The 21,446-nt window shown below is 72.5% G+C and carries 20 protein-coding genes; 9 read left to right on the top strand and 11 right to left on the bottom strand.

Going from position 1 to position 21,446, the window contains the following annotated elements; genetic code table 11:
* Window positions 1-10: 10 nt before the first annotated feature.
* Window positions 11-862: a prephenate dehydratase gene (gene pheA, locus ACGFZQ_RS23430; RefSeq protein ID WP_393841924.1), complete on the top strand. Its 852-nt coding sequence runs from the start codon at window positions 11-13 to the stop codon at window positions 860-862.
* Here pheA and ACGFZQ_RS23425 read toward each other — a convergent pair.
* Window positions 835-1,776, bottom strand: coding sequence for a LysR family transcriptional regulator (locus tag ACGFZQ_RS23425; protein ID WP_393841923.1), 942 nt, complete (start codon window positions 1,774-1,776; stop codon window positions 835-837). The genes pheA and ACGFZQ_RS23425 overlap by 28 nt on opposite strands.
* A 119-nt stretch (window positions 1,777-1,895) precedes the next feature.
* Between ACGFZQ_RS23425 and ACGFZQ_RS23420 the strand changes: the two genes are divergently transcribed.
* A complete protein-coding gene (locus tag ACGFZQ_RS23420) occupies window positions 1,896-2,567 on the top strand; it encodes an FMN-dependent NADH-azoreductase (protein WP_393841922.1) in 672 nt (223 codons plus the stop codon).
* 6 nt (window positions 2,568-2,573) lie between these two features.
* On the opposite strand, the gene ACGFZQ_RS23415 is transcribed toward ACGFZQ_RS23420, so the two are convergent.
* Together ACGFZQ_RS23415 and ACGFZQ_RS23410 are read right to left on the bottom strand one after the other, a co-directional pair.
* Window positions 2,574-3,893, bottom strand: a complete 1,320-nt coding sequence (locus ACGFZQ_RS23415; RefSeq protein ID WP_393841921.1) for an FAD-binding oxidoreductase — start codon at window positions 3,891-3,893, stop codon at window positions 2,574-2,576.
* The gene (locus tag ACGFZQ_RS23410) at window positions 3,890-4,564 is read right to left on the bottom strand and encodes a TetR family transcriptional regulator (protein WP_393841920.1); all 675 of its coding nucleotides are present in this window, start codon (window positions 4,562-4,564) and stop codon (window positions 3,890-3,892) included. Before ACGFZQ_RS23410 ends, ACGFZQ_RS23415 begins: the two co-directional genes overlap by 4 nt.
* Before the next feature lie 136 nt (window positions 4,565-4,700).
* Between ACGFZQ_RS23410 and ACGFZQ_RS23405 the strand changes: the two genes are divergently transcribed.
* The 3 genes from ACGFZQ_RS23405 (at window position 4,701) to ACGFZQ_RS23395 (ending at window position 9,801) form a co-directional block, all read left to right on the top strand.
* Window positions 4,701-5,642: a DUF4232 domain-containing protein gene (locus ACGFZQ_RS23405; protein WP_393841919.1), complete on the top strand. Its 942-nt coding sequence runs from the start codon at window positions 4,701-4,703 to the stop codon at window positions 5,640-5,642.
* Window positions 5,643-5,755: 113 nt separating this feature from the next.
* Window positions 5,756-7,261, top strand: a complete 1,506-nt coding sequence (locus tag ACGFZQ_RS23400) for a 3' terminal RNA ribose 2'-O-methyltransferase Hen1 (RefSeq protein ID WP_393841918.1) — start codon at window positions 5,756-5,758, stop codon at window positions 7,259-7,261.
* Complete coding sequence (locus ACGFZQ_RS23395) at window positions 7,258-9,801, top strand: polynucleotide kinase-phosphatase (protein ID WP_393841917.1); 2,544 nt, start codon at window positions 7,258-7,260, stop codon at window positions 9,799-9,801. The genes ACGFZQ_RS23400 and ACGFZQ_RS23395 overlap by 4 nt, the downstream gene beginning before the upstream one ends.
* Window positions 9,802-9,819: 18 nt before the next feature.
* On the opposite strand, the gene ACGFZQ_RS23390 is transcribed toward ACGFZQ_RS23395, so the two are convergent.
* Together ACGFZQ_RS23390 and ACGFZQ_RS23385 are read right to left on the bottom strand one after the other, a co-directional pair.
* Window positions 9,820-10,713: a hypothetical protein gene (locus ACGFZQ_RS23390; RefSeq protein ID WP_393841916.1), complete on the bottom strand. Its 894-nt coding sequence runs from the start codon at window positions 10,711-10,713 to the stop codon at window positions 9,820-9,822.
* A gap of 118 nt (window positions 10,714-10,831) precedes the next feature.
* Complete coding sequence (locus tag ACGFZQ_RS23385) at window positions 10,832-11,902, bottom strand: SPFH domain-containing protein (RefSeq protein ID WP_393842097.1); 1,071 nt, start codon at window positions 11,900-11,902, stop codon at window positions 10,832-10,834.
* Between the two features lie 128 nt (window positions 11,903-12,030).
* Between ACGFZQ_RS23385 and ACGFZQ_RS23380 the strand changes: the two genes are divergently transcribed.
* The 3 genes from ACGFZQ_RS23380 (at window position 12,031) to ACGFZQ_RS23370 (ending at window position 15,932) form a co-directional block, all read left to right on the top strand.
* Complete coding sequence (locus ACGFZQ_RS23380) at window positions 12,031-13,254, top strand: arginine deiminase (RefSeq protein ID WP_351728862.1); 1,224 nt, start codon at window positions 12,031-12,033, stop codon at window positions 13,252-13,254.
* A 106-nt stretch (window positions 13,255-13,360) separates the two neighbouring features.
* Window positions 13,361-14,368 carry an ornithine carbamoyltransferase gene (argF, locus tag ACGFZQ_RS23375; RefSeq protein WP_393841915.1) on the top strand — a complete coding sequence of 336 codons (1,008 nt, stop codon included), beginning with the start codon at window positions 13,361-13,363 and terminating at the stop codon, window positions 14,366-14,368.
* A 127-nt stretch (window positions 14,369-14,495) separates the two neighbouring features.
* Window positions 14,496-15,932, top strand: a complete 1,437-nt coding sequence (locus ACGFZQ_RS23370) for an amino acid permease (protein WP_393841914.1) — start codon at window positions 14,496-14,498, stop codon at window positions 15,930-15,932.
* Here the strand turns inward: ACGFZQ_RS23370 and ACGFZQ_RS23365 are convergent.
* The 6 genes from ACGFZQ_RS23365 to ACGFZQ_RS23340 all read right to left on the bottom strand — a co-directional run bounded on the left by ACGFZQ_RS23365 (window position 15,892) and on the right by ACGFZQ_RS23340 (window position 20,614).
* Window positions 15,892-16,344: an ATP-binding protein gene (locus ACGFZQ_RS23365; protein WP_393841913.1), complete on the bottom strand. Its 453-nt coding sequence runs from the start codon at window positions 16,342-16,344 to the stop codon at window positions 15,892-15,894. The two genes, ACGFZQ_RS23370 and ACGFZQ_RS23365, sit on opposite strands and share 41 nt — an antisense overlap.
* A gap of 245 nt (window positions 16,345-16,589) precedes the next feature.
* Window positions 16,590-17,822: a sulfate adenylyltransferase subunit 1 gene (locus ACGFZQ_RS23360; protein ID WP_393841912.1), complete on the bottom strand. Its 1,233-nt coding sequence runs from the start codon at window positions 17,820-17,822 to the stop codon at window positions 16,590-16,592.
* A gap of 2 nt (window positions 17,823-17,824) precedes the next feature.
* Window positions 17,825-18,727: a sulfate adenylyltransferase subunit CysD gene (gene cysD, locus ACGFZQ_RS23355; RefSeq protein ID WP_393841911.1), complete on the bottom strand. Its 903-nt coding sequence runs from the start codon at window positions 18,725-18,727 to the stop codon at window positions 17,825-17,827.
* Entirely contained in the window at window positions 18,724-19,275 is a 552-nt protein-coding gene (gene cysC / locus ACGFZQ_RS23350; RefSeq protein ID WP_351728877.1) for an adenylyl-sulfate kinase, read from the bottom strand. The genes cysD and cysC overlap by 4 nt, the downstream gene beginning before the upstream one ends.
* Before the next feature lie 179 nt (window positions 19,276-19,454).
* Window positions 19,455-20,267, bottom strand: a complete 813-nt coding sequence (locus ACGFZQ_RS23345) for a PaaX family transcriptional regulator C-terminal domain-containing protein (RefSeq protein ID WP_393841910.1) — start codon at window positions 20,265-20,267, stop codon at window positions 19,455-19,457.
* A 152-nt stretch (window positions 20,268-20,419) separates the two neighbouring features.
* Complete coding sequence (locus ACGFZQ_RS23340) at window positions 20,420-20,614, bottom strand: DUF5999 family protein (RefSeq protein WP_351728883.1); 195 nt, start codon at window positions 20,612-20,614, stop codon at window positions 20,420-20,422.
* Window positions 20,615-20,885: 271 nt separating this feature from the next.
* On the opposite strand from ACGFZQ_RS23340, the gene ACGFZQ_RS23335 reads away from it, so the two are divergent.
* The gene (locus tag ACGFZQ_RS23335) at window positions 20,886-21,320 is read left to right on the top strand and encodes a DUF6299 family protein (protein WP_393841909.1); all 435 of its coding nucleotides are present in this window, start codon (window positions 20,886-20,888) and stop codon (window positions 21,318-21,320) included.
* The last annotated feature ends 126 nt before the right edge of the window (window positions 21,321-21,446 follow it).

Below are 21,446 nucleotides of genomic sequence, written 5' to 3'. Positions count from 1 at the left end.
ACGGCCCGCGATGACCTACGCCTATCTCGGCCCCGAGGGGACCTTCACCCAGACCGCCGTACGCCGACTGCTGTCGGTGGTCCCCCCGGGCCGGCGGGGCCCGCACCGCCCGTTCCCCACCGTCCCGGCCGCCCTGGAGGCGGCCCGGCGGGGGGAGGTCGAGGCGGCCGTGGTGCCCCTGGAGAACTCGGTGCGCGGGGTCGTACCCGCCACCATGGACCAGCTGGCCGCGGCGGACATGCACATCAACGCCGAGGTCGAGGTGCCCGTCCGGTTCGCGCTGATGGCCCCCGAGGGCACCGGCCCCGCGGACGTCACCGAGGTGCTCAGCCATCCGCACGCTCTCGGCCAGTGCGAGGACTGGCTGCGCGCCCACCTGCCCGAGGCCCGCACCCGGACGGCCGCGTCCACGGCGGCCGCCGCCCAGGAGGTCGCCCGGACCGGCACCCCCGGCCGGGCGGCCGTCGCGGCGCCGGCCGCCGCCGAGCTGTACGGGCTGCGGATCCTCGCCGCCGGCCTCGGCCGGGAGGCGGGCGCGGTCACCCGCTTCGTGTCGGTGGCACCCCGCTGGCACCACCCGGCCCGCACCGCGCGCGAACGCACCTCGCTGCTGCTGGCTCTGGGCGAAGGCGGTCCGGTGCTGCTCCCCGACGTCCTGCAGGCCTTCCGCGCCCGCGCGGTCGACCTGTCCTGGATCCAGTCCTGGCCCACCGGCGAGGGCCTCGGCCGCTACCACGTGTTCCTCGACGTCGACGCGCACATCGACAGCAGACGGCTGCGCCTGGCGATGGCGGACGTCGAGGCGCTGGATGTGGAGGTGCGCTTCCTGGGCAGCTATCCCCGTTGGCCGGCCGCGTCCTGATGTCGTGTCAGCTCCGCCGCGGCCTCCCGCACGGCCGGCAGCAGCGCCGCCACCTGCGGGCTCCGCACGGCGCCCTCGCGCACCACGAGGGTGATACGGCGGGTCAGTTCGGGCCCGTCCGGGGTCACCCGGGCGACCGGAAGCCCCGGCCGGGTCGGCACCAGATCGGGCACCAGCGCCACGCCCCAGCCCAGCGAGACCAGCCCGAACACGGCCTGCATGTCCCCGATGTCGGAGACGATGTCGGGCACGAAGCCGGCCCCGGCGCAGGCGTGCAGGGCCAGCCGGCCGAGCCGCGAGGTCCGGTCGAGCAGCCAAGGCACCTCGGCGAACTCCGCCAGGCGGCGGGGGAGTTCACCCTGGGCCAGCGGATGACCGGGGGCGACGATCAACCGGATGCGGTCGCTGAGCACCTCCTCCTCGTACAGCCCGGGCACCCGGGGCTCGGGCACCTGCGGGTAGCCGGCGGCCAGCACGGCGTCGAGGCGGCCGAGCCGCACGGTCTGCCGACCCTCGTCCGGAGCCACCCCGTGCAGCGTGATGCGCAGCTGCGGATGCTCCTCGCGCAGCCGGTTCAGCGCCGGGACCAGCAGCGCGGGCCCCTCGTGCAGCGGGACGCCCACCCGCAGCTCGCCGCCGATCTCCCCGTCCCGGGCCAGCAACTGGACCTCGGCCGCCTCCAGCTGGCTCACGATCCTGTCCGTGTGCGCCACCAGCAGCCGGCCGGCCGGGGTGAGCTCGGCCCGCTTGCTGCCCCGGTCCAGCAACGCGGTACCGGTCTCCGACTCCAGCGCGGACAGCTGCTGGGAGACCGCGGAACGCGTGTAGTTGAGGGCCTGTGCGGCCGCGGCGATGGAGCCCCGGGCGCCGACCTCACGGAGCAGCACCAGTTTCCGTACGTCCAGCACCGTCATCCTCGCTAACGCTTCCGGTTACGAACTGCCACGCCAGATTACGGGACAGCGGCCCCGCCCGGCCTTTCAATGAATCACGGACCGACATGAACGACCTGATCAGACAGGGGTTTTCCGCCATGGCCACACTGCTCCACCTCGACTCCAGCCCGCGCGTGGGCTCGGTCTCCCGCCAGATCTCGGGCGAGTTCGCCGAAGCCTGGCGCAAGGCCAACCCCGAGGGCAGCTACATCTACCGCGACCTGGCCGCCGGCCCGGTGCCGCACGTCGACCACGCGCAGATCGAGGTGATGCACCGCCTGGAGAAGGAGGGCGTCCGCGACCTGGCCGCGGCCCGGGAGGCGGCCACCACGCCCGAGGAGCAGGCCAGTTGGGCGATCACCTGGCCGCTGATCGAGGAGCTCCTCGCCGCCGACACCATCCTGCTCGGCGTGCCGATGTACAACTTCTCGGTGCCGTCGACCTTCAAGGCGTGGTTCGACCGGGTGCTGATCGCCCCGCTGATCGCCGACCCGGCCACCGGCGAGGGCCCGCTGTCCGGCAAGAAGGTCGTGGTGGCCTCGGCACGCGGCGGCGCCTACGGCCCCGGCACGCCCCGCCAGGACTCCGACCACCAGGAGCCGTACCTGAAGGCCGCCCTCGGCATGATCGGCCTCGCTGCCGACCTCACCTTCCTGCACGCCGAGCTGACCAAGTCGGCGCACGTGCCCCGGCTCGCCCAGTTCCAGGAGCTGGCCGCGACGTCGTACCAGAAGGCGATGGAGGGCGCGCGCACCCACGGCGCGTCCTGAACCCCGCTACCTCAGCGGGAAGTTGCGGTCGAAGACGTTCTCCGGGTCGTACCGGTCCTTCAGGGCGCGCAGCCGGGTCAGGGCCGGCTCGGGGAACGCCTCCGCCAGCACGTCCGGGGTGCGTCGGGTGTCGAAGCTGAGGTACATGCCGTTCAGGTGCGGGGCCAGCCGCGCCCAGTGCACGTCGAGCTCCCGCTCCAGTTCGGGGACGGTCGCGGCGAGCAGTGAGAAGTTCTGGGTGCGGTGGGCGTAGGCGGTGGCCGCCGGATCCACGTCGTTGACCGCCCCGCCCACCGAACGGAACTGCTCCATCAGCACCTGCCCCGACCGCAGGGCCTCCGCGACCGCCCGCGCCGCGTCCGCGGTGAGGTGGTCGAGCAGGCCGGAGCGGGTGGCGCTGAGCTGCTGCTGCCCGTGGTGCGCGGCGCCGCTCACCGGCACCAGCGCCGGGTACGGCGCGAGCACCGCCCGCTGCCGGAGCGGCGGTCCGATGCCGAGCAGCGGCGTCAACGCCCGTTCGGCGGCGCCGTGTTCGGCGCTTCCCGCGTACACCGCCGTGACATTGGCCAGATGCGGGCGGCCCGGGCCGCCGGGCATGAACGTCAGAAAGCTGGTCAGCTCGCGCGGCGCCGCCTCCAGCACCGCACCCCACGCCTCGATCAGCGCCGCCGCGTCCGCCGCGTCGAAGACGAGCTCGGCGAAGACCACGTCACCCGTCTCGTACGCCTCCAGCTCCACGGCGGTGACGACGCCGAAGTTCCCGCCCGCCCCGCGCACCGCCCAGAACAGGTCGGGCTCCAGCTCCGCGTCCGTCCGCACCGACCAGCCGTCGGCCAGGACGAGTTCGACCGCCGTCACATGGTCGACGGTCAGCCCGTGCAGTCGCGCGAACCAGCCCATGCCGCCGGCTGTGGCCAGCCCGCCCACGCCCACGTCACCGGTGTCCCCGGAACTGACGGCGAGCCCGTGCGGCGCCAGGACCTGCGCCACCCGCCCCCAGCGGGCGCCCGCCCCGACCCGGATCCGCCGCCGGGCCCGGTCCAGGACGCGCACCTCGTCGAGGCGGGACACGTCGACGACGACACCGCCGTCGTTGGTGGAGCGGCCGCTGATGCCGTGCCCGCCGCTGCGCACCGAGACCACCGAGCCCAGCGAGCGCGCGTACCCCAGCGCCTCGGCGGTCTGTCCGGCGTCCTCGGGCAGCAGCACGGCGGCGGGGGAGCCGCGGTGCACATAGCCGTGCCGCAACCCCTCGTACCGCGCGTCGTCCGGTACGACGATCCGCCCGGCCAGGGACGGCGGGACCGGCGGCAGCGTGGACGTCATGACGGGGAGTTCCCTTCCTCGGCTACGGCTACGGCTACGGCTACGGCTTCGGCTATGGTTTCGGATTCGGCTTCGTCGAGCGGCTCCAGTGCGCGGCGCAGGGTCCGCGCCAGGTAGCGCACCAGCCGCTCCGGCGCCATCTCGGCCACCGGCCCGCTGCGCAGCACGTACCGGCTGAAGGCGACCCCGATGAGATGCGCGCCGAGCAGGTCGATGCGCTCGTCGGCATCGGGCCCGGTCAGCACTGTCCGGTAGGCCTCCGTACTGCTCTGCCGCATCGCCGTGTACAGGGCGGTCGCCGCGCTCTCGTCGGAGGCGGCGCTGCGGATCAGCGCGAGGAACGGATCGCCGCCGTCGGCGCGCTCCATGCGCTCGACGAACGCCCGCGCGATCCGGTCCGGCAGGGTCCCGGGCGGCCCGGGCACCAGCTCCGGCAGGTCCCGGGTGCCGGGCACGGCGGCCAGGAACAGCCGCTCCTTCGAGCCGAAGTGCCGCATCACCAGGCCGTGGGTGACCCCGGCCCGGCCCGCGATCTCCCGGATGGTGGCGCGCGCGTATCCCCGCTCGGCGAACGCGGCGCGCGCCGCTTCGAGGATCGCCTCGCGATGCGCCTCGGGCGCCCGCACCCGCTTCCGGGCGGGCGGCCTGCCGCCGGACGTCGTGGTGGTCACGGGCCCTAATGTACATCTGGTCATTAGCGCCCTCCGAGGAGCCGTGTCCGCGCGTCCGGCCGGCTGTGACGGTGCTGTGACCGGAACTATGGCTTCCACCACAGGCGTTCGGGGTTCGCCCTGATGAGGTGGCCGGATGCGCAGACCCCACTCCTCCCGTCTCCTCGCCCCCGCCGCCGCCCTTCTCCTGGCCACGGCGTGCGGCGCGGAGCACGCGGACACCGGCCGCGGTGCCGGCGCGGACGTCCCGGCACCCCGCGCCACCGTCACCGACCCGCCGGTGGACGGCGTCCGGATCACCTCGGTCACCATCCCCGCGGCCTCCCCGAGCCCGACCCCGTCCGCCACCCTGGGCCGGGTGCACGCGGACCCGCTGACCGTGCCCGGTGACTCCGGCATCTCCGCCGCCTACCAGGTCAGCAACGACGGCGACGAAGCCATGACCTACACCGTGCTCTTCGACTTCACGACGGACACCGGCGCGGTCATGGACAACAAGGAGGTGACCGTGGCCGGGGTCCAGCCCGGCCGCAGCACCAGCGGAACCGTCGACCTGGGCGTGCTCGTCCCCGGCGCCTCACCGGTGACCAGGGTGAAGGTCGCCAAGGTCACCAAGGTGCCCGCCGACGAGGCACCCGCCGAGACGGGTGCCTGCCCCGCCTCGGGAGTGCGGCTGTGGGCCGACGACGGGGACGCCGCGATGGGCCTGCGCGTCGTCGGGCTCCACCTGGAGAACTGCGGAAAGCGGGACTACTCGCTCGACGGCTATCCGCGGCTGAGCCTCCTGGACGACAACCGCGAGCCCGTCGACGGCATTCGCATCCTGCACGGCGGCGCCGCCATCGCATCCGGAACCGGCTTCGACGAGCCGCCCGTCCCCCTCGTCCTGAAACCCGGTGAGACCGCCCTCTCCGGCCTGATCTGGCGCAACACGACACTGGCGGGCACGGCGGTGAACGTGCCCTACGTCCGGGTCCTGGCGAAGCCGGGCGCCGCGCCCGTCACGGTCACCCCGGGCCTGGATCTCGGGACCACGGGGAAGCTCGGCGTCGGCGCGTGGCAGCGGGCCGACCGGTAACGCGGGAGAAATTCGGCGGCCCCGTACGGCGACCCTCTGTACGTTGGAACCGCGCACAAGCGCACGACCAGCGCTTTCGCACTGTTTCCGGACCCTTTTCGAGGCGACCCACCGTGTTCCTGACGATCACCACCACCGGCACCCCGGAACGTCCCGCGACCGACCTCGGGTTCCTGCTGCACAAGCACCCCGACAACGCGCAGACCTTCTCGACCTCCTACGGCATCGCGCACGTCTTCTACCCCGAGGCGGATGCCGGGCGCTGCACGGCGGCGCTGCTCCTGGAGGTCGACGCGGTGGCGCTGGTCCGGCGCGGCAAGGGCAAGGGACGCGGCGGCGCACCCGACGCGGCGCTCGCGCAGTACGTCAACGACCGCCCGTACGCGGCCTCCTCGCTGCTCGCCGTGGCGATCGGCAACGTCTTCTCCAGCGCGATGCGCGGAGTGTGCCGGGCCCGTCCTGAAGCCCCGGAGCAGCCGAGGCCGTTGCGCATCGAGGTGCCCGCGCTGCCCGCACGGGGCGGCCCCGACCTGGTACGACACCTCTTCGAGCCGCTCGGCTGGACGGTGACCGCCGAACCGGTCGCCCTGGACACCGCGTTCCCGGAGTGGGGGGACTCGCGGTACGTCGGTCTCGTCCTGGAGTCAGAGGCGCTGACCCTCGCCGAGGCGCTGCGTCACCTCTACGTCCTGCTCCCCGTCCTCGACGACGCCAAGCACTACTGGGTGTCCGCCGAGGAGGTCGACAAGCTGCTGCGCGCGGGCGAGGGCTGGCTGCCCGGCCACCCCGAGCAGAAGCTCATCACCACCCGCTACCTCTCCCGCCGCTGGTCGCTGACCCGGCAGGCGATGGAGCGGCTGGAGCTGGTGCGGCTCGCCGAGACCGACGACAGCGAGGTCGAGGAGATCGACAACGCGGTCGAGGAGGAGACGGAGGCGGAGGAGAGGCCGGCGCCGCTCGCGGTGCAGCGCCGGGAGGCGATCATCGAGGCGCTGCGCCGGGCCGGTGCCGCCCGGGTCCTCGACCTCGGCTGCGGACAGGGCCAGTTGGTGCAGGCACTGCTGAAGGACCCGTCGTACACCGAGATCGTCGGCGTCGACGTGTCGGTGCGGGCGCTCACCATCGCCGCGCGCCGGCTCAAGCTGGACCGCATGGGCGAGCGGCAGGCGTCCCGCGTCAAGCTCTTCCAGGGCTCGCTGGCCTACACCGACCAGCGGCTCAAGGGATACGACGCCGCCGTGCTCAGCGAGGTCATCGAGCACCTCGACCTGCCCCGGCTGCCCGCCCTGGAGTACGCCGTGTTCGGCGCCGCCCGCCCGCGCACGGTCCTGGTGACCACGCCGAACGTCGAGTACAACGTCCGCTGGGAGACCCTCCCCGCCGGACACGTCCGGCACGGCGACCACCGCTTCGAGTGGACCCGCGAGGAGTTCCGGGCCTGGGCCGCCCGGGTCGCCGAACTCCACGGCTACCACGTCGAGTTCATCCCCGTGGGCCCGGACGACCCCGAGGTCGGCCCGCCCACCCAGATGGCTGTCTTCGAGATGAGCACAGCCGACACGAGCACAGCCGACGTGGGCGCCACCACTCCCGCCGCGAAGGAGGCGAAGGCAGCATGACCGAGCAGACAACTGGACGGGTCCTTCCCGTCACCGACCTCTCCCTGGTCGTCCTCGTCGGCGCCTCAGGCTCCGGCAAGTCCACCTTCGCGCGCCGCCACTTCAAGCCGACCGAGGTGATCTCCTCCGACTTCTGCCGGGGACTGGTCTGCGACGACGAGAACGACCAGGGCGCCACCGAGGACGCCTTCGACGTGCTGCACTACATCGCGGGCAAGCGGCTGGCGGCCGGCCGCCGTACGGTCGTCGACGCGACCAGCGTGCAGCAGGAGTCCCGGCGCCGGCTGATCGACCTGGCCGGGAAGTACGACGTGCTGCCCATCGCCATCGTCCTGGACATGCCCGAGGAGGTGTGCGCCGAGCGCAACGCGGCCCGCGCCGACCGCGCCGACATGCCGCGTCGGGTCATCCAGCGCCACATCCGCGAACTCCGGCGCTCTCTCAGGCATTTGGAGCGCGAGGGCTTCCGCAAGGTGCACGTCCTGCGCGGTGTCGAGGAGGCCGAGTCGGCGACCGTCGTCACCGAGAAGCGCTTCAACGACCTGACCCACCTCACCGGCCCCTTCGACATCGTCGGCGACATCCACGGCTGCGCCTCGGAACTGGAGTCGCTGCTCGGCAAGCTGGGTTACGCCGACGGCGTGCACCCCGACGGCCGTACCGCCGTGTTCGTCGGCGACCTCGTCGACCGCGGCCCGGACAGCCCGGGCGTGCTGCGCCGGGTGATGTCGATGGTGAGGTCGGGCAACGCCCTGTGCGTGCCCGGCAACCACGAGAACAAGTACGGGCGGTATCTCAAGGGCCGCAAGGTCCAGCACACCCACGGACTCGCCGAGACCATCGAGCAGATGGAGGGCGAGAGCGAGGAGTTCACCCGGCAGGTACGGGAGTTCATCGACGGGCTGGTCAGCCACTACGTCCTCGACGGCGGGAAGCTGGTCGTCTGCCACGCGGGCCTGCCCGAGAAGTACCACGGCCGCACCTCCGGCCGGGTCCGCTCGCACGCGCTGTACGGCGACACCACCGGCGAGACCGACGAGTTCGGCCTGCCGGTGCGCTACCCGTGGGCCGAGGACTACCGGGGCCGCGCCGCCGTCGTCTACGGCCACACGCCCGTCCCGGAGGCGAGCTGGCTGAACAACACCATCTGCCTGGACACCGGCGCCGTCTTCGGCGGCAAGCTGACCGCGCTGCGCTGGCCGGAGCGGGAGCTGGTCGACGTACCGGCCGAGCGGGTCTGGTACGAGCCGGCCCGGCCGCTGCGCTCCGAGGCGCCCGGCGGCCAGGACGGACGCCCGCTCGACCTGGCGGACGTGCACGGCCGGCGGGTCGTGGAGACCCGGCACCAGGGCCGGATCGCGGTCCGTGAGGAGAACGCGGCGGCCGCCCTGGAGGTGATGAGCCGCTTCGCGATCGACCCGCGCCTGCTGCCGTACCTGCCGCCGACGATGGCTCCCACGGCCACGAGTCACATGGACGGCTATCTGGAGCACCCGGCCGAGGCTTTCGCGCAGTACGCGGAGGACGGGGTCGCCCGGGTCGTGTGCGAGGAGAAGCACATGGGCTCGCGGGCGGTGGCCCTGGTCTGCCGGGACGCGGAGGTGGCCCACAAGCGCTTCGGCGTCGCGTCCGGCCCCACCGGCTCCCTCTACACCCGCACCGGACGCCCGTTCCTCGACGACGAGTCGGTGACCGAGGAGATCCTCGGCCGGATCCGCGCCGCGGTCGACGCGGCCGGACTCTGGGACGAACTCGCCACCGACTGGCTCCTGTTGGACGCCGAGCTGCTGCCCTGGTCGCTCAAGGCCGGCGGCCTGCTGCGCACCCAGTACGCGGCGGTGGGCGCCGCCTCCGGCGCGGTGTTCCCGGGTGCGCTGGCCGCCCTGGCGGGCGCGTCGGCGCGCGGCGTGGACGTCGCCGGGCTGCTCACCCGGCAGCGTGAACGCGCCGCCGACGCCGCCGCGTTCACCGACGCCTACCGCCAGTACTGCTGGACCACCGAGGGCCTGGACGGGGTGCACCTCGCCCCCTTCCAGATCCTCGCGGTGCAGGGCCGCAGCCTCGCCGCGCTCCCGCACGACGAGCAGCTCGCCCTCCTGGACCGGCTGGTGGAGAACGACCCGACCGGCCTGCTCCGGACCACCCGGCGCCGGTACGTCGACACCGGGGACCCGGAGTCGGTGCGGACCGGTGTCGACTGGTGGCTGGAGATGACCGGCCGGGGCGGCGAGGGCATGGTCGTCAAGCCGCTCGGCGCGGTGGTGCGCGACCCGAAGGGCCGGCTGGTCCAGCCCGGCATCAAGTGCCGGGGCCGCGAGTACCTGCGGATCATCTACGGCCCCGAGTACACCCGTCCCGACAACCTGGCCCGCCTGCGCAACCGGTTCCTCAACCACAAGCGGTCCCTGGCGATCCGCGAGTACGCCCTGGGTCTGGAGGCCCTGGACCGCCTCGCGGACGGCGAGCCGCTGTGGCGGATCCACGAGGCGGTGTTCGGCGTCCTGGCCCTGGAGTCGGAGCCGGTCGACCCCCGGCTGTGAGGCGGGCCGGCGCCGGGGTCAGCCGACCAGCCGGAGCCGGTGGGCGCAGGCTCCGACCCGGACCGTCTGCCCCCAGGTGAGCTCCAGGGCGTCGGTCTCGATGCCGTCGCCGAAGACGATCAGACGGTCCGACTCGACCGTGAGGGTCAGGGCCGCCGACGCGGTCAGCTCGCCGGCGACCAGGGAGGTCCCGGTCGCCGGCGAGGGCCAGGCCTCCCGGACGAACCACAGCAGGCGGTCCTCGGTCGGGGAGGGCAGCGCCAGCCGGGCGCCGCGCTCCTGCCACAGCGAGCGCAGCCAGCCGGTGGCCCCCGTGCCGGTGCCCACCAGCACCCCGGAGGAGGCCTGGGCCTCGACGACACCCCCGTCGTCCTCGAGGCCCAGGCGGTATCGGGCGGTCTGATGACCGGCGGTTCCCAGATAGATCTCGTTGAGCGCCACGAGCCGCTGGGTGTCGTCGGCCACCGCCTCGACCATCGTCAGCTCGTCGGCGCGGGTGGCCTCGAACGAGGCCAGCAGCAGGGCCGTGTGCTCCGGCCGGTGCCGTACCAGCACACCGGGGTTGCGGCCGGGGTCGGTGTCGATGCCGATCACCGGCTGGCCGTCCAGGTACTTGGCGACGTTCGCCACCAGCCCGTCCTGGCCGACCACCAGGACCACGTCCTCGGGCGCGAACAGGAAGCGGTCCAGGTCGGCCCGTTCGACCCGGGCCTGGCGCCAGGCCAGCGGAATCGCCGCGGCCACCTCGGCCAGGGCCCGCCCGGTCCGGCGGTGCCGCTCGGCGACCTCCTCGATGTCCCGCCCCCGGGAGGAGAGGAAGAAGGCCGCCTGCCCGTGGGTTCCGTGGTGGGCCACCAACTCGTCGTACTCGCTGGTGCGGTGCACGAGGACCACCCGGGGCGCGAGGCTCATGACGCCGCCTCCGGGGGCCGCCCGAGCGGGACGGTGGGCCGGGGCGCCGCCGAGTCAGCGGCCCTCCGGGCGGCCGCGCCCCCCGTGCCGTCCCCCGCCGGGGACCTGCGGGCCGCGGTCACGCCCCCTCCGCCGAGCCCAGCTTCGCCAGCAACCCCGTCAGCACGTCCGGCGACACGGTCACGCTGTCGATGCGCGGCAGGTTCTCGGCGAGCCGCGTGCCCGTGAGGGCGTGCAGCGTGGCCACGTCCACCTCGCCGTGCACCCGCAGCCAGGCCGCCTGCGCCGCGGCCCGGGCCTCGCCGACCTCCCGGGCCCCCTCGGCCTCGGCCCGCGCGAGCGTGACCGCCCGGGCCGCCTCGGCCTCCGCCAGCTTCACGGACCTGGCGGCTTCCGCCTCCGCCAGCTTCACCGACCTCGCGGCCTCCGCCTCCGCGCGCACCGCGTCGGCCGCCGCGTGCTCCTCCGCCTCGCGCCGCGTGTTGGTGCCCCGCTGCTCGACCAACTGCTCCTCGCGGCGGGCCAGTTCGATCTGGCTGGCCAGCTCGTTCTCGGCGATCGCCCGCTCCCGCTCGACGGCCACCGCCCGCCGCTCGTAGGTGGCCCGGTCGGCCTCCTGCTGGATCTGCTCGCGGGCCGGGGTGCGCAGCGCCCGCTCCACCTCCGGCTCCGGCCGCAGCGCCATCACCCGCACGGCCACCACCTCGATCCCGGTGGCCGGAAGTCGGGGCTCCGTGCCCAGCCCCTCGGCGATCCGCTCCCGGACCGCCGTCACCCCGTCGACCAGCGCCGCCGCCAGCGGGGTGCGGGCCAGCACGGCCAGCGCGTGCTGCTGGGCCGTCTCCGTGAGCAGGGTGCCCAGCTGTTCCAGCGGGGTGCCGCGCCAGACTCCGGTGTCGGGGTCGATCGAGAAGTCGAGGCGGGCGGCCGCCAGCGCCGGGTCGCCGACGCGGTAGGTGACCGTCGCCTGCACCGACACGTCCTGGAAGTCGGCCGTACGGGCGTGGAAGGTCATCGCCAGTTCGCGGTCGTCGACCGGTATCTCGGAGATCGCCGCGGTGAGCGCGCGGAACCAGAAGCTGATGCCCGGCCCGTCGTGCAGCAGCCTGCCGCCCCGGTGGTGTCTGATGTGCGCCGTCGGGGCTCCGCGCAGATGGCGCCGGCCCAGCCGCCGGGTGATGTCGGCCATGAAGTCCCCCACGTGATTTAGAGTCAGCATGACAATAATCGCGCCCGTTCCGCTTGTCGTCAAGGGGACGAGAACAAGAAACGGTCGACCTGGGGGTGAACCCGGTCCGCGATGGTCAGGATGGAGTCATGGGATTCCATGTCGACTCCGAAGCCGGGCGGCTGCGCCGCGTCATCCTGCACCGGCCGGATCTGGAGCTCAAAAGGCTCACCCCCAGCAACAAGGACGCCCTTCTCTTCGACGACCTCCTCTGGGTGCGCCGGGCCAGGGCCGAGCACGACGGTTTCGCGGACGTGCTCCGGGACCGCGGGGTCGCCGTCCATCTCTTCGGCGACCTGCTCACCGAGACGCTGGCCATCCCGGCGGCTCGCACCCTCGTCCTGGACCGGGTCTTCGACGAGAAGGAGTACGGCCCGCTCGCCACCGGCCACCTGCGCGCGGCCTTCGAGGACCTGCCCGCGTCCCAGCTGGCCGAGGCGCTGGTCGGCGGCATGACCAAGCGGGAGTTCCTGGACGGGCACGCGGAGCCCACCTCGGTCCGCTTCCACGTCATGGACCTCGACGACTTCCTCCTGGAGCCGCTCCCCAACCACCTCTTCACCCGGGACACCTCCGCCTGGGTCTACGACGGCGTCTCCATCAACGCCATGCGCTGGCCGGCCCGGCAGCGCGAGACCGTGCACTTCGAGGCGATCTACCGGCACCACCCGCTCTTCCGTGGCGAAACGTTCCACGTCTGGTCGGAGGGGCAGGCCGCCTACCCCTCCACCATCGAGGGCGGCGACGTCCTGGTGATCGGCAGCGGCGCGGTCCTGATCGGGATGAGCGAGCGCACCACCCCGCAGGCCGTGGAGATGCTCGCGCACAAGCTGTTCGAGGCGGGCTCGGCGCAGACGATCGTGGCCCTGGACATGCCGAAGCGGCGCGCCTTCATGCACCTCGACACCGTGATGACGATGGTCGACGGCGACACCTTCACCCAGTACGCCGGGCTCGGCATGCTCCGCTCGTACACCATCGAACCGGGCACCGGCGAGAAGGAGCTCAAGGTCACCGACCATCCGCCGGAGCACATGCATCGCGCGATCGCCGCCGCCCTCGGCCTCAGCGAGATCCGGGTCCTCACCGCCACCCAGGACGTGCACGCGGCCGAGCGCGAGCAGTGGGACGACGGCTGCAACGTCCTCGCCGTCGAACCCGGTGTGGTCGTCGCCTACGAGCGCAACTCCACCACCAACACCCATCTGCGCAAACAGGGCATCGAGGTGATCGAGATCCCGGGCAGCGAGCTGGGCCGGGGGCGGGGCGGTCCGCGCTGTATGAGCTGCCCGGTGGAGCGGGACGCCGTGTGAGACCGGAGCCGTGGAGGACCGAAGCCGGAGCTGCCTGTATAGAAATGTGGAACATCGTATAGACTTCCAAAAGTCTCGCGTCGATCTCTACTGCTGGAGCGCCCCCATGGCGACAGTCCCGACCGCCCTCACCGGCCGCCACTTCCTCAAGGAGCTGGACTTCACCCAGGAGGAGTTCCGCGGGCTGGTCGAGCTGGCCGCCGAGCTGAAGGCGGCCAAGAAGGCCGGGGCCGAGACGCAGTACCTGCGCGGCAGGAACATCGCGCTGGTCTTCGAGAAGACCTCCACCCGCACCCGCTGCGCCTTCGAGGTCGCCGCCGCCGACCAGGGCGCGCACACCACGTACCTGGACCCGGCGGGCTCGCAGATCGGGCACAAGGAGTCGGTGAAGGACACCGCCCGGGTCCTCGGCCGGATGTTCGACGCGATCGAGTACCGCGGGCACAGTCAGGGCGTGGTCGAGGAGCTGGCCGCGTTCGCCGGGGTGCCCGTCTACAACGGGCTCACCGACGAGTGGCACCCCACCCAGATGCTCGCCGACGTGCTCACCATGACCGAGCACAGCGACAAGCCGCTCACCGGCATGGCCTTCGCCTACCTCGGCGACGCCCGCTACAACATGGGCAACTCCTACCTCGTCACCGGCGCCCTGCTCGGCATGGACGTGCGGATCGTGGCGCCCCGGCTGCTGTGGCCGGACGACACGATCGTCGAGCTGGCCCAGCGGCTCGCCGACGCGTCCGGCGCCCGGATCACACTCACCGAGGACGTGAAGGAGGGCGTGCGGGGCGCCGACTTCATCGCCACCGACGTCTGGGTGTCGATGGGCGAGCCCAAGGAGGTCTGGGACGAGCGGATCGCGCTGCTCGGCCCCTACGCCGTGACCATGGACGTGCTGCGAGCCAGCGGCAACGCCGACGTCAAGTTCCTGCACTGCCTCCCGGCCTTCCACGACCTGGGCACCGACGTCGGCCGGGAGATCTACGAGCGCCATGGACTGACCGAGCTGGAGGTCACCGACGAGGTGTTCGAGTCCGAGCACTCGGTCGTCTTCGACGAGGCCGAGAACCGGATGCACACCATCAAGGCGGTACTGGTGGCCACGCTCGGCTGACCGCCGCCGTATCACTCCGCTCTCACCAGGCCTTATTCTGTCCGGCGGCCCGGCGCCACCCCTGCCGCGGCCGCCACGGCGACCGACCCGGATCGCACCCGCACCACCAGAAACGAGCACCACCCGCATGCCCCGCATCAAGTCCCCGCACCTGCTGGTCGCCGAATCCGGCGCCGACCGCGCGGGCCACGGCCTCCGCCGCACCATGGGCCTCTTCCAGCTGATCTGCTTCGGCATCGGCGCGATCGTCGGCACCGGCATCTTCGTCGGGCTCTCCGACTCGGTGGCCCAGGCCGGCCCGGCCGTCGTGATCTCGTTCGTCCTCGCCGCGGTCACCTGCGTCTTCACCGCCCTCTCCTTCGCCGAGCTGGGCGGCGCGATCCCGGTCTCCGGGTCGTCGTACTCCTTCGCCTACGCCGGTCTCGGCGAGTCCACGGCCTTCCTGGTCGGCTGGTGCCTGCTCCTGGAGTACGGCATCTCCATCTCGGCCGTCGCCGTCGGCTGGAGCCAGTACGTCAACGAACTGCTGCACAGCCTCACCGGCCTCCAGCTCCCGCACGCCCTGTCCGCGGGCCCCGGCGACGGCGGGATCGTGAACCTGCCCGCCGTGATCGTCATCGCGATGGCCGCCGTGCTGCTGGTCCGCGGGGTCCGGGAGAGCGCCCGGGCGACCGCCGCGATGGCGGCCGTGAAGCTCGTCATCCTGCTCGCCTTCTGCGTGATCGGCTTCAGCGCGTTCAAGGACGGCAACCTGGTGCCGTTCTCCCCGGCCGGGCTCGGCGGCATCGGCGCGGGCACCACCGCCGCGTTCTTCTCGTACATCGGCTTCGACGCGATCACCACGGCCGGCGAGGAGGCCAAGAACCCGCGCCGGGACATCCCGGTCGCGATCCTGGTCTGCATGGGCGTGGTCACGCTGCTCTACTGCGCGGTCGCGCTGGCCGCGACCGGTGCCATCGGCGGCGACCAGGTGGCGGGGCGTCCCGCGGCCCTCTCCTACGTCGTCAACCAGGTCACCGGGTCCACGATCGGCGGCGGTGTGATCGCCTTCGGCGCGGTCGTCGCCATCGCCTCCGTCGTCCTCGCGGTGATGTACGGCCAGACCCGCATCCTCATGTCCATGTCCCGGGACGGGCTGATCCCGCGCGTCTTCGAGAAGGTCTCCCCGAAGACCGCCACCCCGGTCGCGGGCACCCTCATCGTCGCGGTCGTCTTCGCGCTGCCGGCGGCCTTCGCGTCGCTGGACGCGGTGATGAACCTGTGCACCATCGGCACCCTCGCGATCATGGCCGTGGTGAACATCGCGGTGATCGCCCTGCGCCGCCGCGAACCGGCCCTCGCCCGCACCTTCCGGGTGCCGCTCTACCCGGTCGTGCCGCTGCTGGGCGTCGGGTTCTGCCTGTATCTGATCTACGAGACCGGGTGGACGACCTGGATCCAGTTCGCCGTCTTCCTGGTGGTGGGCCTGCTGGTCTACGTCGGCTACGGGCGCCGGCGCTCCACGCTGGCGCGCGCCGAGGTGATCACGCCGGACGCCACTGACGCGGTACTGCAGGAAGCCTGAACCACACCGCCTTGCCGGACTCGGTGGGGCGGTGCCCGCAGGACGCGCTGAGGGCGCGGATCAGCAGCAGACCCCGCCCGCCCTCCTCCATGGGATCGGGCTCCTCGATCACCGGACGGGTGAGATGGCCGGGCGGCGCCGGGTCCGGGTCGTGCACCTCGACCTTGCAGCCGCCCGGCATCAGCTCGACGACCAGCTCTATCGGCCCCTTGCCGGCGGTGTGCTCGACGGCGTTGGCGACCAGTTCCGCGGTGAGCAGCTCGGCGGTGTCGGGGTCGGCCGCGTGGCCCGCCTTCTCCATCGCCGAACGCACCAGGGCACGGGCGACCGGCACGGCCGCGACGGTGTGCGGCAGCGCGATGCGCCAGGAGGCGGCGGCGGAAGGTGGTTCGTACACGGCGATTCCGTTCATGGAGCAGGCGATCACTGCTTGTCCTGCTTTCAACTGTAGGAATGGTACGGGTCCCGTCCCGACGCCCTTCGGCGGGCCCCGGGCGGGACCTTCGTCCCGACAACAGGCTGCTTACCCCGGCCGGCGGGCCGTCTTTCACGGCCGCCCGCTCTGTTACCGCCTTATTGACACGCCGTGACCTTGTGACCGTCCCGAACGCGCAGAGCCCCCGGCACCCGCCGGGGGCTCTGCGACCGAAGAGGGGATCAGACGAAGTCGACCATTCCCGCGGTCAGCGTCGCGCCGTCCGCCGGATCGATCAGGATGAACGCGCCGGTGCGCCGGGAGACCGCGTACGCGTCCAGCGGCAGCGGCTCGGCGCTGCGCAGGGTGATCCGGCCCAGGTCGTTGGCGGTGAGCTCGGCCGCGCCCGCCAGCTCCCGGACGATCGCCTTGACGGTCCGGGTGGTGTGCTTGAGCAGCACCCGGTCGCCGACCCTGAGCGGCCGGTCGGCCAGATGGCACACGGCCGCCGTGACGTCCTGGGTGAGCACGGGCACCTCAGGGCCGGCGGTGATCATGTCGCCGCGGGACACATCGCGCTGGTCGGCCAGGCGCACCCCGACCGACTGCGGGGCGTGCGCGGCCCCGACCGCGGTGCCGAGCACGTCGATCGCGGCGATCTCGGAGGTCTCCCCGGACGGGTGGACGGTGACCCGGTCGCCGACCCGCAGCGAACCGGAGACCAGCTGGCCCGCGTAGTGACGGATGTCACCGTGCCGGATCACATACTGGACCGGGAACCGGGCCGGGGCGTCGGCCGCGTCCGCGGCGACCGGGACGCTCTCCAGGAACTCCAGCAGGGCCGGGCCGCCGTACCAGTCCATGACCGCGGACCGGTCGACGACGTTGTCGCCGACCAGCGCGGAGACCGGGATCGCGGTGACCTCCGGAAGGCCCAGCTCGGCGGTCTGCGCGGTGAAGTCGGCGACGATCCGCTCGAACTCGGCCCGCTCGTAGCCGACCAGGTCCATCTTGTTGACCGCGAGGACGACATGCGGGACCCGGAGCAGGGCGGCCACGGCCGCGTGCCGGCGGGTCTGCTCGAGGACCCCGTTGCGGGCGTCGACCAGGATGATCGCCAGCTCGGCGGTGGAGGCGCCGGTGACCATGTTCCGGGTGTACTGCACATGCCCCGGGGTGTCGGCCAGGATGAACCGGCGCTTCGGGGTGGCGAAGTAGCGGTAGGCCACGTCGATGGTGATGCCCTGCTCGCGCTCGGCGCGCAGCCCGTCGGTGAGGAGGGCCAGGTCGGGGGCGTCCTTGCCGCGGCTGAGCGAGGCCTGCTCCACGGCTTCCAGCTGGTCGGTGAGGACCGACTTGGAGTCGTGCAGCAGCCGTCCGACGAGGGTGGACTTGCCGTCGTCGACCGAGCCGGCGGTCGCGAAACGCAGGGTGTCGATGGTCGGGCCGGCCATGCCGGTGCTCGTGCTGGTCATGCCTAGAAGTACCCCTCGCGCTTGCGGTCTTCCATCGCGGCCTCGGAGAGCTTGTCGTCGGCCCGGGTGGCGCCGCGCTCGGTGAGCCGCGAGGCGGCGATCTCGGCGATCACCTTCTCGATGCCGTCGGCGTCGGAGTCCACCGCGCCCGTGCAGGACATGTCGCCGACGGTCCGGTAGCGCACCCGGCGCTTCTCGACGGTCTCGTTCTCGCGGGGGCCGCCCCACTCACCCGCCGTCAGCCACATCCCGCCCCGCCGGAACACCTCGCGCTCGTGCGCGAAGTAGATCTGCGGCAGCTCGATGCCCTCGCGGGCGATGTACTGCCAGACGTCCAGCTCGGTCCAGTTGGAGAGCGGGAAGACCCGGACGTGCTCGCCGGGGGCGTGCCGCCCGTTGTAGAGGTTCCACAGCTCGGGGCGCTGGCGGCGTGGGTCCCACTGCGAGAACTCGTCCCGCAGCGAGAACACCCGCTCCTTGGCGCGGGCCTTCTCCTCGTCCCGGCGGCCGCCGCCGAACACCGCGTCGAACTTCTCGCTCTGGATCTTCTCCGTCAGCGGTAGCGTCTGCAGCGGGTTACGGGTGCCGTCCAGGCGCTCCTTGAGCACACCCCGGTCGATGTAGTCCTGTACGGAGGCCACATGGAGGCGCAGCCCATGTGCGGCCACCACACGGTCCCGGTACTCAAGGACCTCGGAGAAGTTGTGTCCGGTGTCCACGTGCAGCAGGGAGAAGGGGACCGGCGCGGGCGCGAACGCCTTGAGCGCCAGATGCAGCATGACGATGGAGTCCTTGCCGCCGGAGAACAGGATCACCGGCCGTTCGAACTCGCCCGCCACCTCGCGGAAGATGTGGACCGCCTCGGACTCCAGCGCGTCCAGGTGGGACAGGGTGAAGGTGCTCATGCCAGCCCCCGCTCCACCAGCAGCGCGTGCACCGCGTCCGCCGACTCCTGCGGGGTCTGGTTCTGGGTGAGCAGCACCAGCGCCGGGTCGGCGGGCGGCTCGTACGGGTCGTCGACACCGGTCAGCCCGGTCATCTCGCCCGCGGCCTGCCTGGCGTACAGGCCCTTCACGTCCCGCTCGCTGCACACCTCGACCGGGGTCGCGACATGCACCTCCAGGTACGGCGTGCCGCTCTTCTCGTGCCGGTTGCGGACCGCCTCGCGGCTGTCGGCGTAGGGGGCGATGACCGGGACGACGGAGAGCACGCCGTTGCGGGCCAGTACCTCGGAGACCAGCCCGATGCGCTGCACGTTGGTGTTGCGGTCCGCCCGGGAGAAGCCGAGGCCGGCCGAGAGGAAGCGGCGTATCTCGTCGCCGTCGAGGACCTCCACGCGGTGTCCCTGGGCTTTGAGCCGATCGCCCAGGAGCCGGGCGATCGTCGTCTTGCCCGCGCTCGGCAACCCCGTCAGCCAGACCGTGGCCCCCTGAGCCCTTGGCGTGGTGGTCATGCGCAACAGACCTCTTCCCTACCTACTCAAACTCGCGTACGACCCGTCGAAGAGTAGGTAAGAAGTCTGAGAGGAGTGGTTAAGGAAGCTGAGGTTTAGCTGAGTGACTCTTGGTACGCAAGAGGTCACGGGGCCGTGCAATGAACATTTCACAATCGGCGATCTGCTCACCGGTCCGTTCACAGGCCGGCGAAGGCGCCGCCCGGGTCCCGCAGCCGCTGGTGCAACGCCCGGAAGACGGCGGCCGAACGGGTGCCCGGCCAGTCGGCGGGCAGCAGGCTCGTCGGCAGTCCGGGGTCGGTGTACGGCAGATGGCGCCAGGAGTCCAGGGCGAGGAGATAGTCGTGGTAGGCGTCCTCGGGCGGGGTGTCCGTCCGGTGCTCCCAGTCGCGCAGCACCGGCTCGTGGTCGTCGAGGAACTGCTCGTGGGCCTTGGCGATCGCTGTCAGATCCCACCAACGGGCGACCGCCTCGGTGGTGGGCGCGAACCCGAGATGGTCGCCGCGGAAGAAGTCCACGTACGGATCGAGGCCGAGCCGGTGCAGGGTGTGCCGGGTCTCCTCGAACAGCCGGGCCGGGGCGATCCACACCCCGGGGGCGGCCGTGCCGAAGCCGAGTCCGGCGAGCCGGGACCGCAGCACGTGCCGCTTCTGCCGTTCCGACTCGGGCACCGAGAACACCGCGAGCACCCAGCCCGCGTCCTCCGGCGGCGCCGCCGCGTACACCCGGCGGTCGCCGTCGTCCAGCAACTGGCGGGCCTCGGCGGAGAGTTCATAGCCGGCGGCGCCCTGTGCGGTGCGGGCCGGGGCCAGCAGACCGCGGCGTTTCAGCCGGGACACCGACGACCGTACGGAGGGCGCGTCCACGCCGACGGCGGCCAGCAGCCGGATCAGCTCGGCGACGGGCACCGGGCCGGGCAGGAAGCGACCGTACGCGCCGTAGAGCGTGACGATGAGGGACCTCGGGGCGTGTTGCTCGGACACGTTGATCATTTTAGGTCCCCGGCATCGCTGCTGGTCACCTCAGGTACGCGCCTGAATGTGAGTCAGGATTCCGGGAGGCGTGTCGAAGGGGCCGGGGGAGGGGGCCTGCGGGGCCTCCGCGGCGCCGCCGATGAGCGATGCGGGCCCCGTCCGCGCCGGGTTCAGGCGGCGACGGCGAGCCGGCCGGCCGGGCCGCGGTGCGGCTCGGTCACGCTGCCGTCGGGGTGCAGCTCGCCCGTGTCGTCGAAGACGATCGCCCCGTCGCACAACAGGGTCCAGCCCTGCTCGGGGTGGGCGGCGACGATGTGCGGGAGGCCGCGGTCGGCCGTCGCGCTCGGGAACTGGTGGGAACACATGGCGCACCTCCACGGGTCTGCCTCCGGCACGGTCGCCGACCGGCATGACCAGACCATGCTCCCGTCGTGAACGCCGCGGAACCTCCTGCCGCGACCTGTGACAACACACGGACAACTCCCGGACGCTCCCACGACGACCGCCGCACGTCCGCGACGCGACCGGCGTCTTCGGCGTGGCGGGACGCGCCACCGAAGGAGTGACGGTCACGCTTCCCGGGCCGGGCGCCCGGTATCCAGGGCATGCCCCACCCCACGACCTGGGAAGGATGTCATGTCCCTACGCCCCGCCCTCTCCGCGGCCCTCGGCTCCGCAGCCCTGCTCTGCGCTGCCGCCGCCCCCGCGACCGCCGCCCCCGCCGCCCCATCAGAGTCCGTGACCGTCGATCCCACCGGCCGTCTTGCCGACGACGGCACGGTCACCCTCTCCGGTACCTACACCTGCACCGACGCCACGGGCCCGGTGTTCGTCAGCTCGTCGGTCAGCCAGGACTCGCCGAACTACCGCCACGGCATCGGCGGCACCATGGCCGTGTGCGACGGCGCCAAGCACCACTGGGAGAACACCGGCAAGGTGACCTCGGAGAAGCTGAAGACCGGTGCGGCCCATGTCGAGGCCACGATCATGGAACTGCGCCCCCAGGGCGGCCTGCCGCTGCCCTCGTTCCACGCCGTCCAGCAGCAGGACGTCACCCTCAAGAAGGGCTGAGGCGCGTTCCCGGCGGCCCGGGCGGCCAGGTCGTGCTCGGTGTCGACCCCGGCCGAGGCCCGGGAGTCGGCCCCGTTGGAGGCGCCCACGACGGGCGACCGTCGGGTAGGGCCCGGCTGGGCGCTC

Origin of the sequence: Streptomyces sp. NPDC048254, assembly GCF_043201895.1 — a bacterium.
In the GTDB taxonomy this organism is placed as follows: domain Bacteria; phylum Actinomycetota; class Actinomycetes; order Streptomycetales; family Streptomycetaceae; genus Streptomyces.
The sequence above is the reverse complement of the archived record's forward strand: the minus strand, read 5'-3'. Positions and strand labels throughout refer to the sequence as shown.

Excerpts from the sequence above, each read along its gene's own strand:
- pheA (WP_393841924.1), top strand. The coding sequence starts at position 11 with ATGACCTACGCCTATCTCGGCCCCGAGGGGACCTTCACCCAGACCGCC.
- ACGFZQ_RS23425 (WP_393841923.1), bottom strand. The coding sequence starts at position 1,776 with ATGACGGTGCTGGACGTACGGAAACTGGTGCTGCTCCGTGAGGTCGGC.
- ACGFZQ_RS23420 (WP_393841922.1), top strand. The coding sequence starts at position 1,896 with ATGGCCACACTGCTCCACCTCGACTCCAGCCCGCGCGTGGGCTCGGTC.
- ACGFZQ_RS23415 (WP_393841921.1), bottom strand. The coding sequence starts at position 3,893 with ATGACGTCCACGCTGCCGCCGGTCCCGCCGTCCCTGGCCGGGCGGATC.
- ACGFZQ_RS23405 (WP_393841919.1), top strand. The coding sequence starts at position 4,701 with ATGCGCAGACCCCACTCCTCCCGTCTCCTCGCCCCCGCCGCCGCCCTT.
- ACGFZQ_RS23395 (WP_393841917.1), top strand. The coding sequence starts at position 7,258 with ATGACCGAGCAGACAACTGGACGGGTCCTTCCCGTCACCGACCTCTCC.
- ACGFZQ_RS23390 (WP_393841916.1), bottom strand. The coding sequence starts at position 10,713 with ATGAGCCTCGCGCCCCGGGTGGTCCTCGTGCACCGCACCAGCGAGTAC.
- ACGFZQ_RS23385 (WP_393842097.1), bottom strand. The coding sequence starts at position 11,902 with ATGGCCGACATCACCCGGCGGCTGGGCCGGCGCCATCTGCGCGGAGCC.
- ACGFZQ_RS23380 (WP_351728862.1), top strand. The coding sequence starts at position 12,031 with ATGGGATTCCATGTCGACTCCGAAGCCGGGCGGCTGCGCCGCGTCATC.
- argF (WP_393841915.1), top strand. The coding sequence starts at position 13,361 with ATGGCGACAGTCCCGACCGCCCTCACCGGCCGCCACTTCCTCAAGGAG.
- ACGFZQ_RS23370 (WP_393841914.1), top strand. The coding sequence starts at position 14,496 with ATGCCCCGCATCAAGTCCCCGCACCTGCTGGTCGCCGAATCCGGCGCC.
- ACGFZQ_RS23365 (WP_393841913.1), bottom strand. The coding sequence starts at position 16,344 with ATGAACGGAATCGCCGTGTACGAACCACCTTCCGCCGCCGCCTCCTGG.
- ACGFZQ_RS23360 (WP_393841912.1), bottom strand. The coding sequence starts at position 17,822 with ATGACCAGCACGAGCACCGGCATGGCCGGCCCGACCATCGACACCCTG.
- cysD (WP_393841911.1), bottom strand. The coding sequence starts at position 18,727 with ATGAGCACCTTCACCCTGTCCCACCTGGACGCGCTGGAGTCCGAGGCG.
- cysC (WP_351728877.1), bottom strand. The coding sequence starts at position 19,275 with ATGACCACCACGCCAAGGGCTCAGGGGGCCACGGTCTGGCTGACGGGG.
- ACGFZQ_RS23345 (WP_393841910.1), bottom strand. The coding sequence starts at position 20,267 with ATGATCAACGTGTCCGAGCAACACGCCCCGAGGTCCCTCATCGTCACG.
- ACGFZQ_RS23340 (WP_351728883.1), bottom strand. The coding sequence starts at position 20,614 with ATGTGTTCCCACCAGTTCCCGAGCGCGACGGCCGACCGCGGCCTCCCG.
- ACGFZQ_RS23335 (WP_393841909.1), top strand. The coding sequence starts at position 20,886 with ATGTCCCTACGCCCCGCCCTCTCCGCGGCCCTCGGCTCCGCAGCCCTG.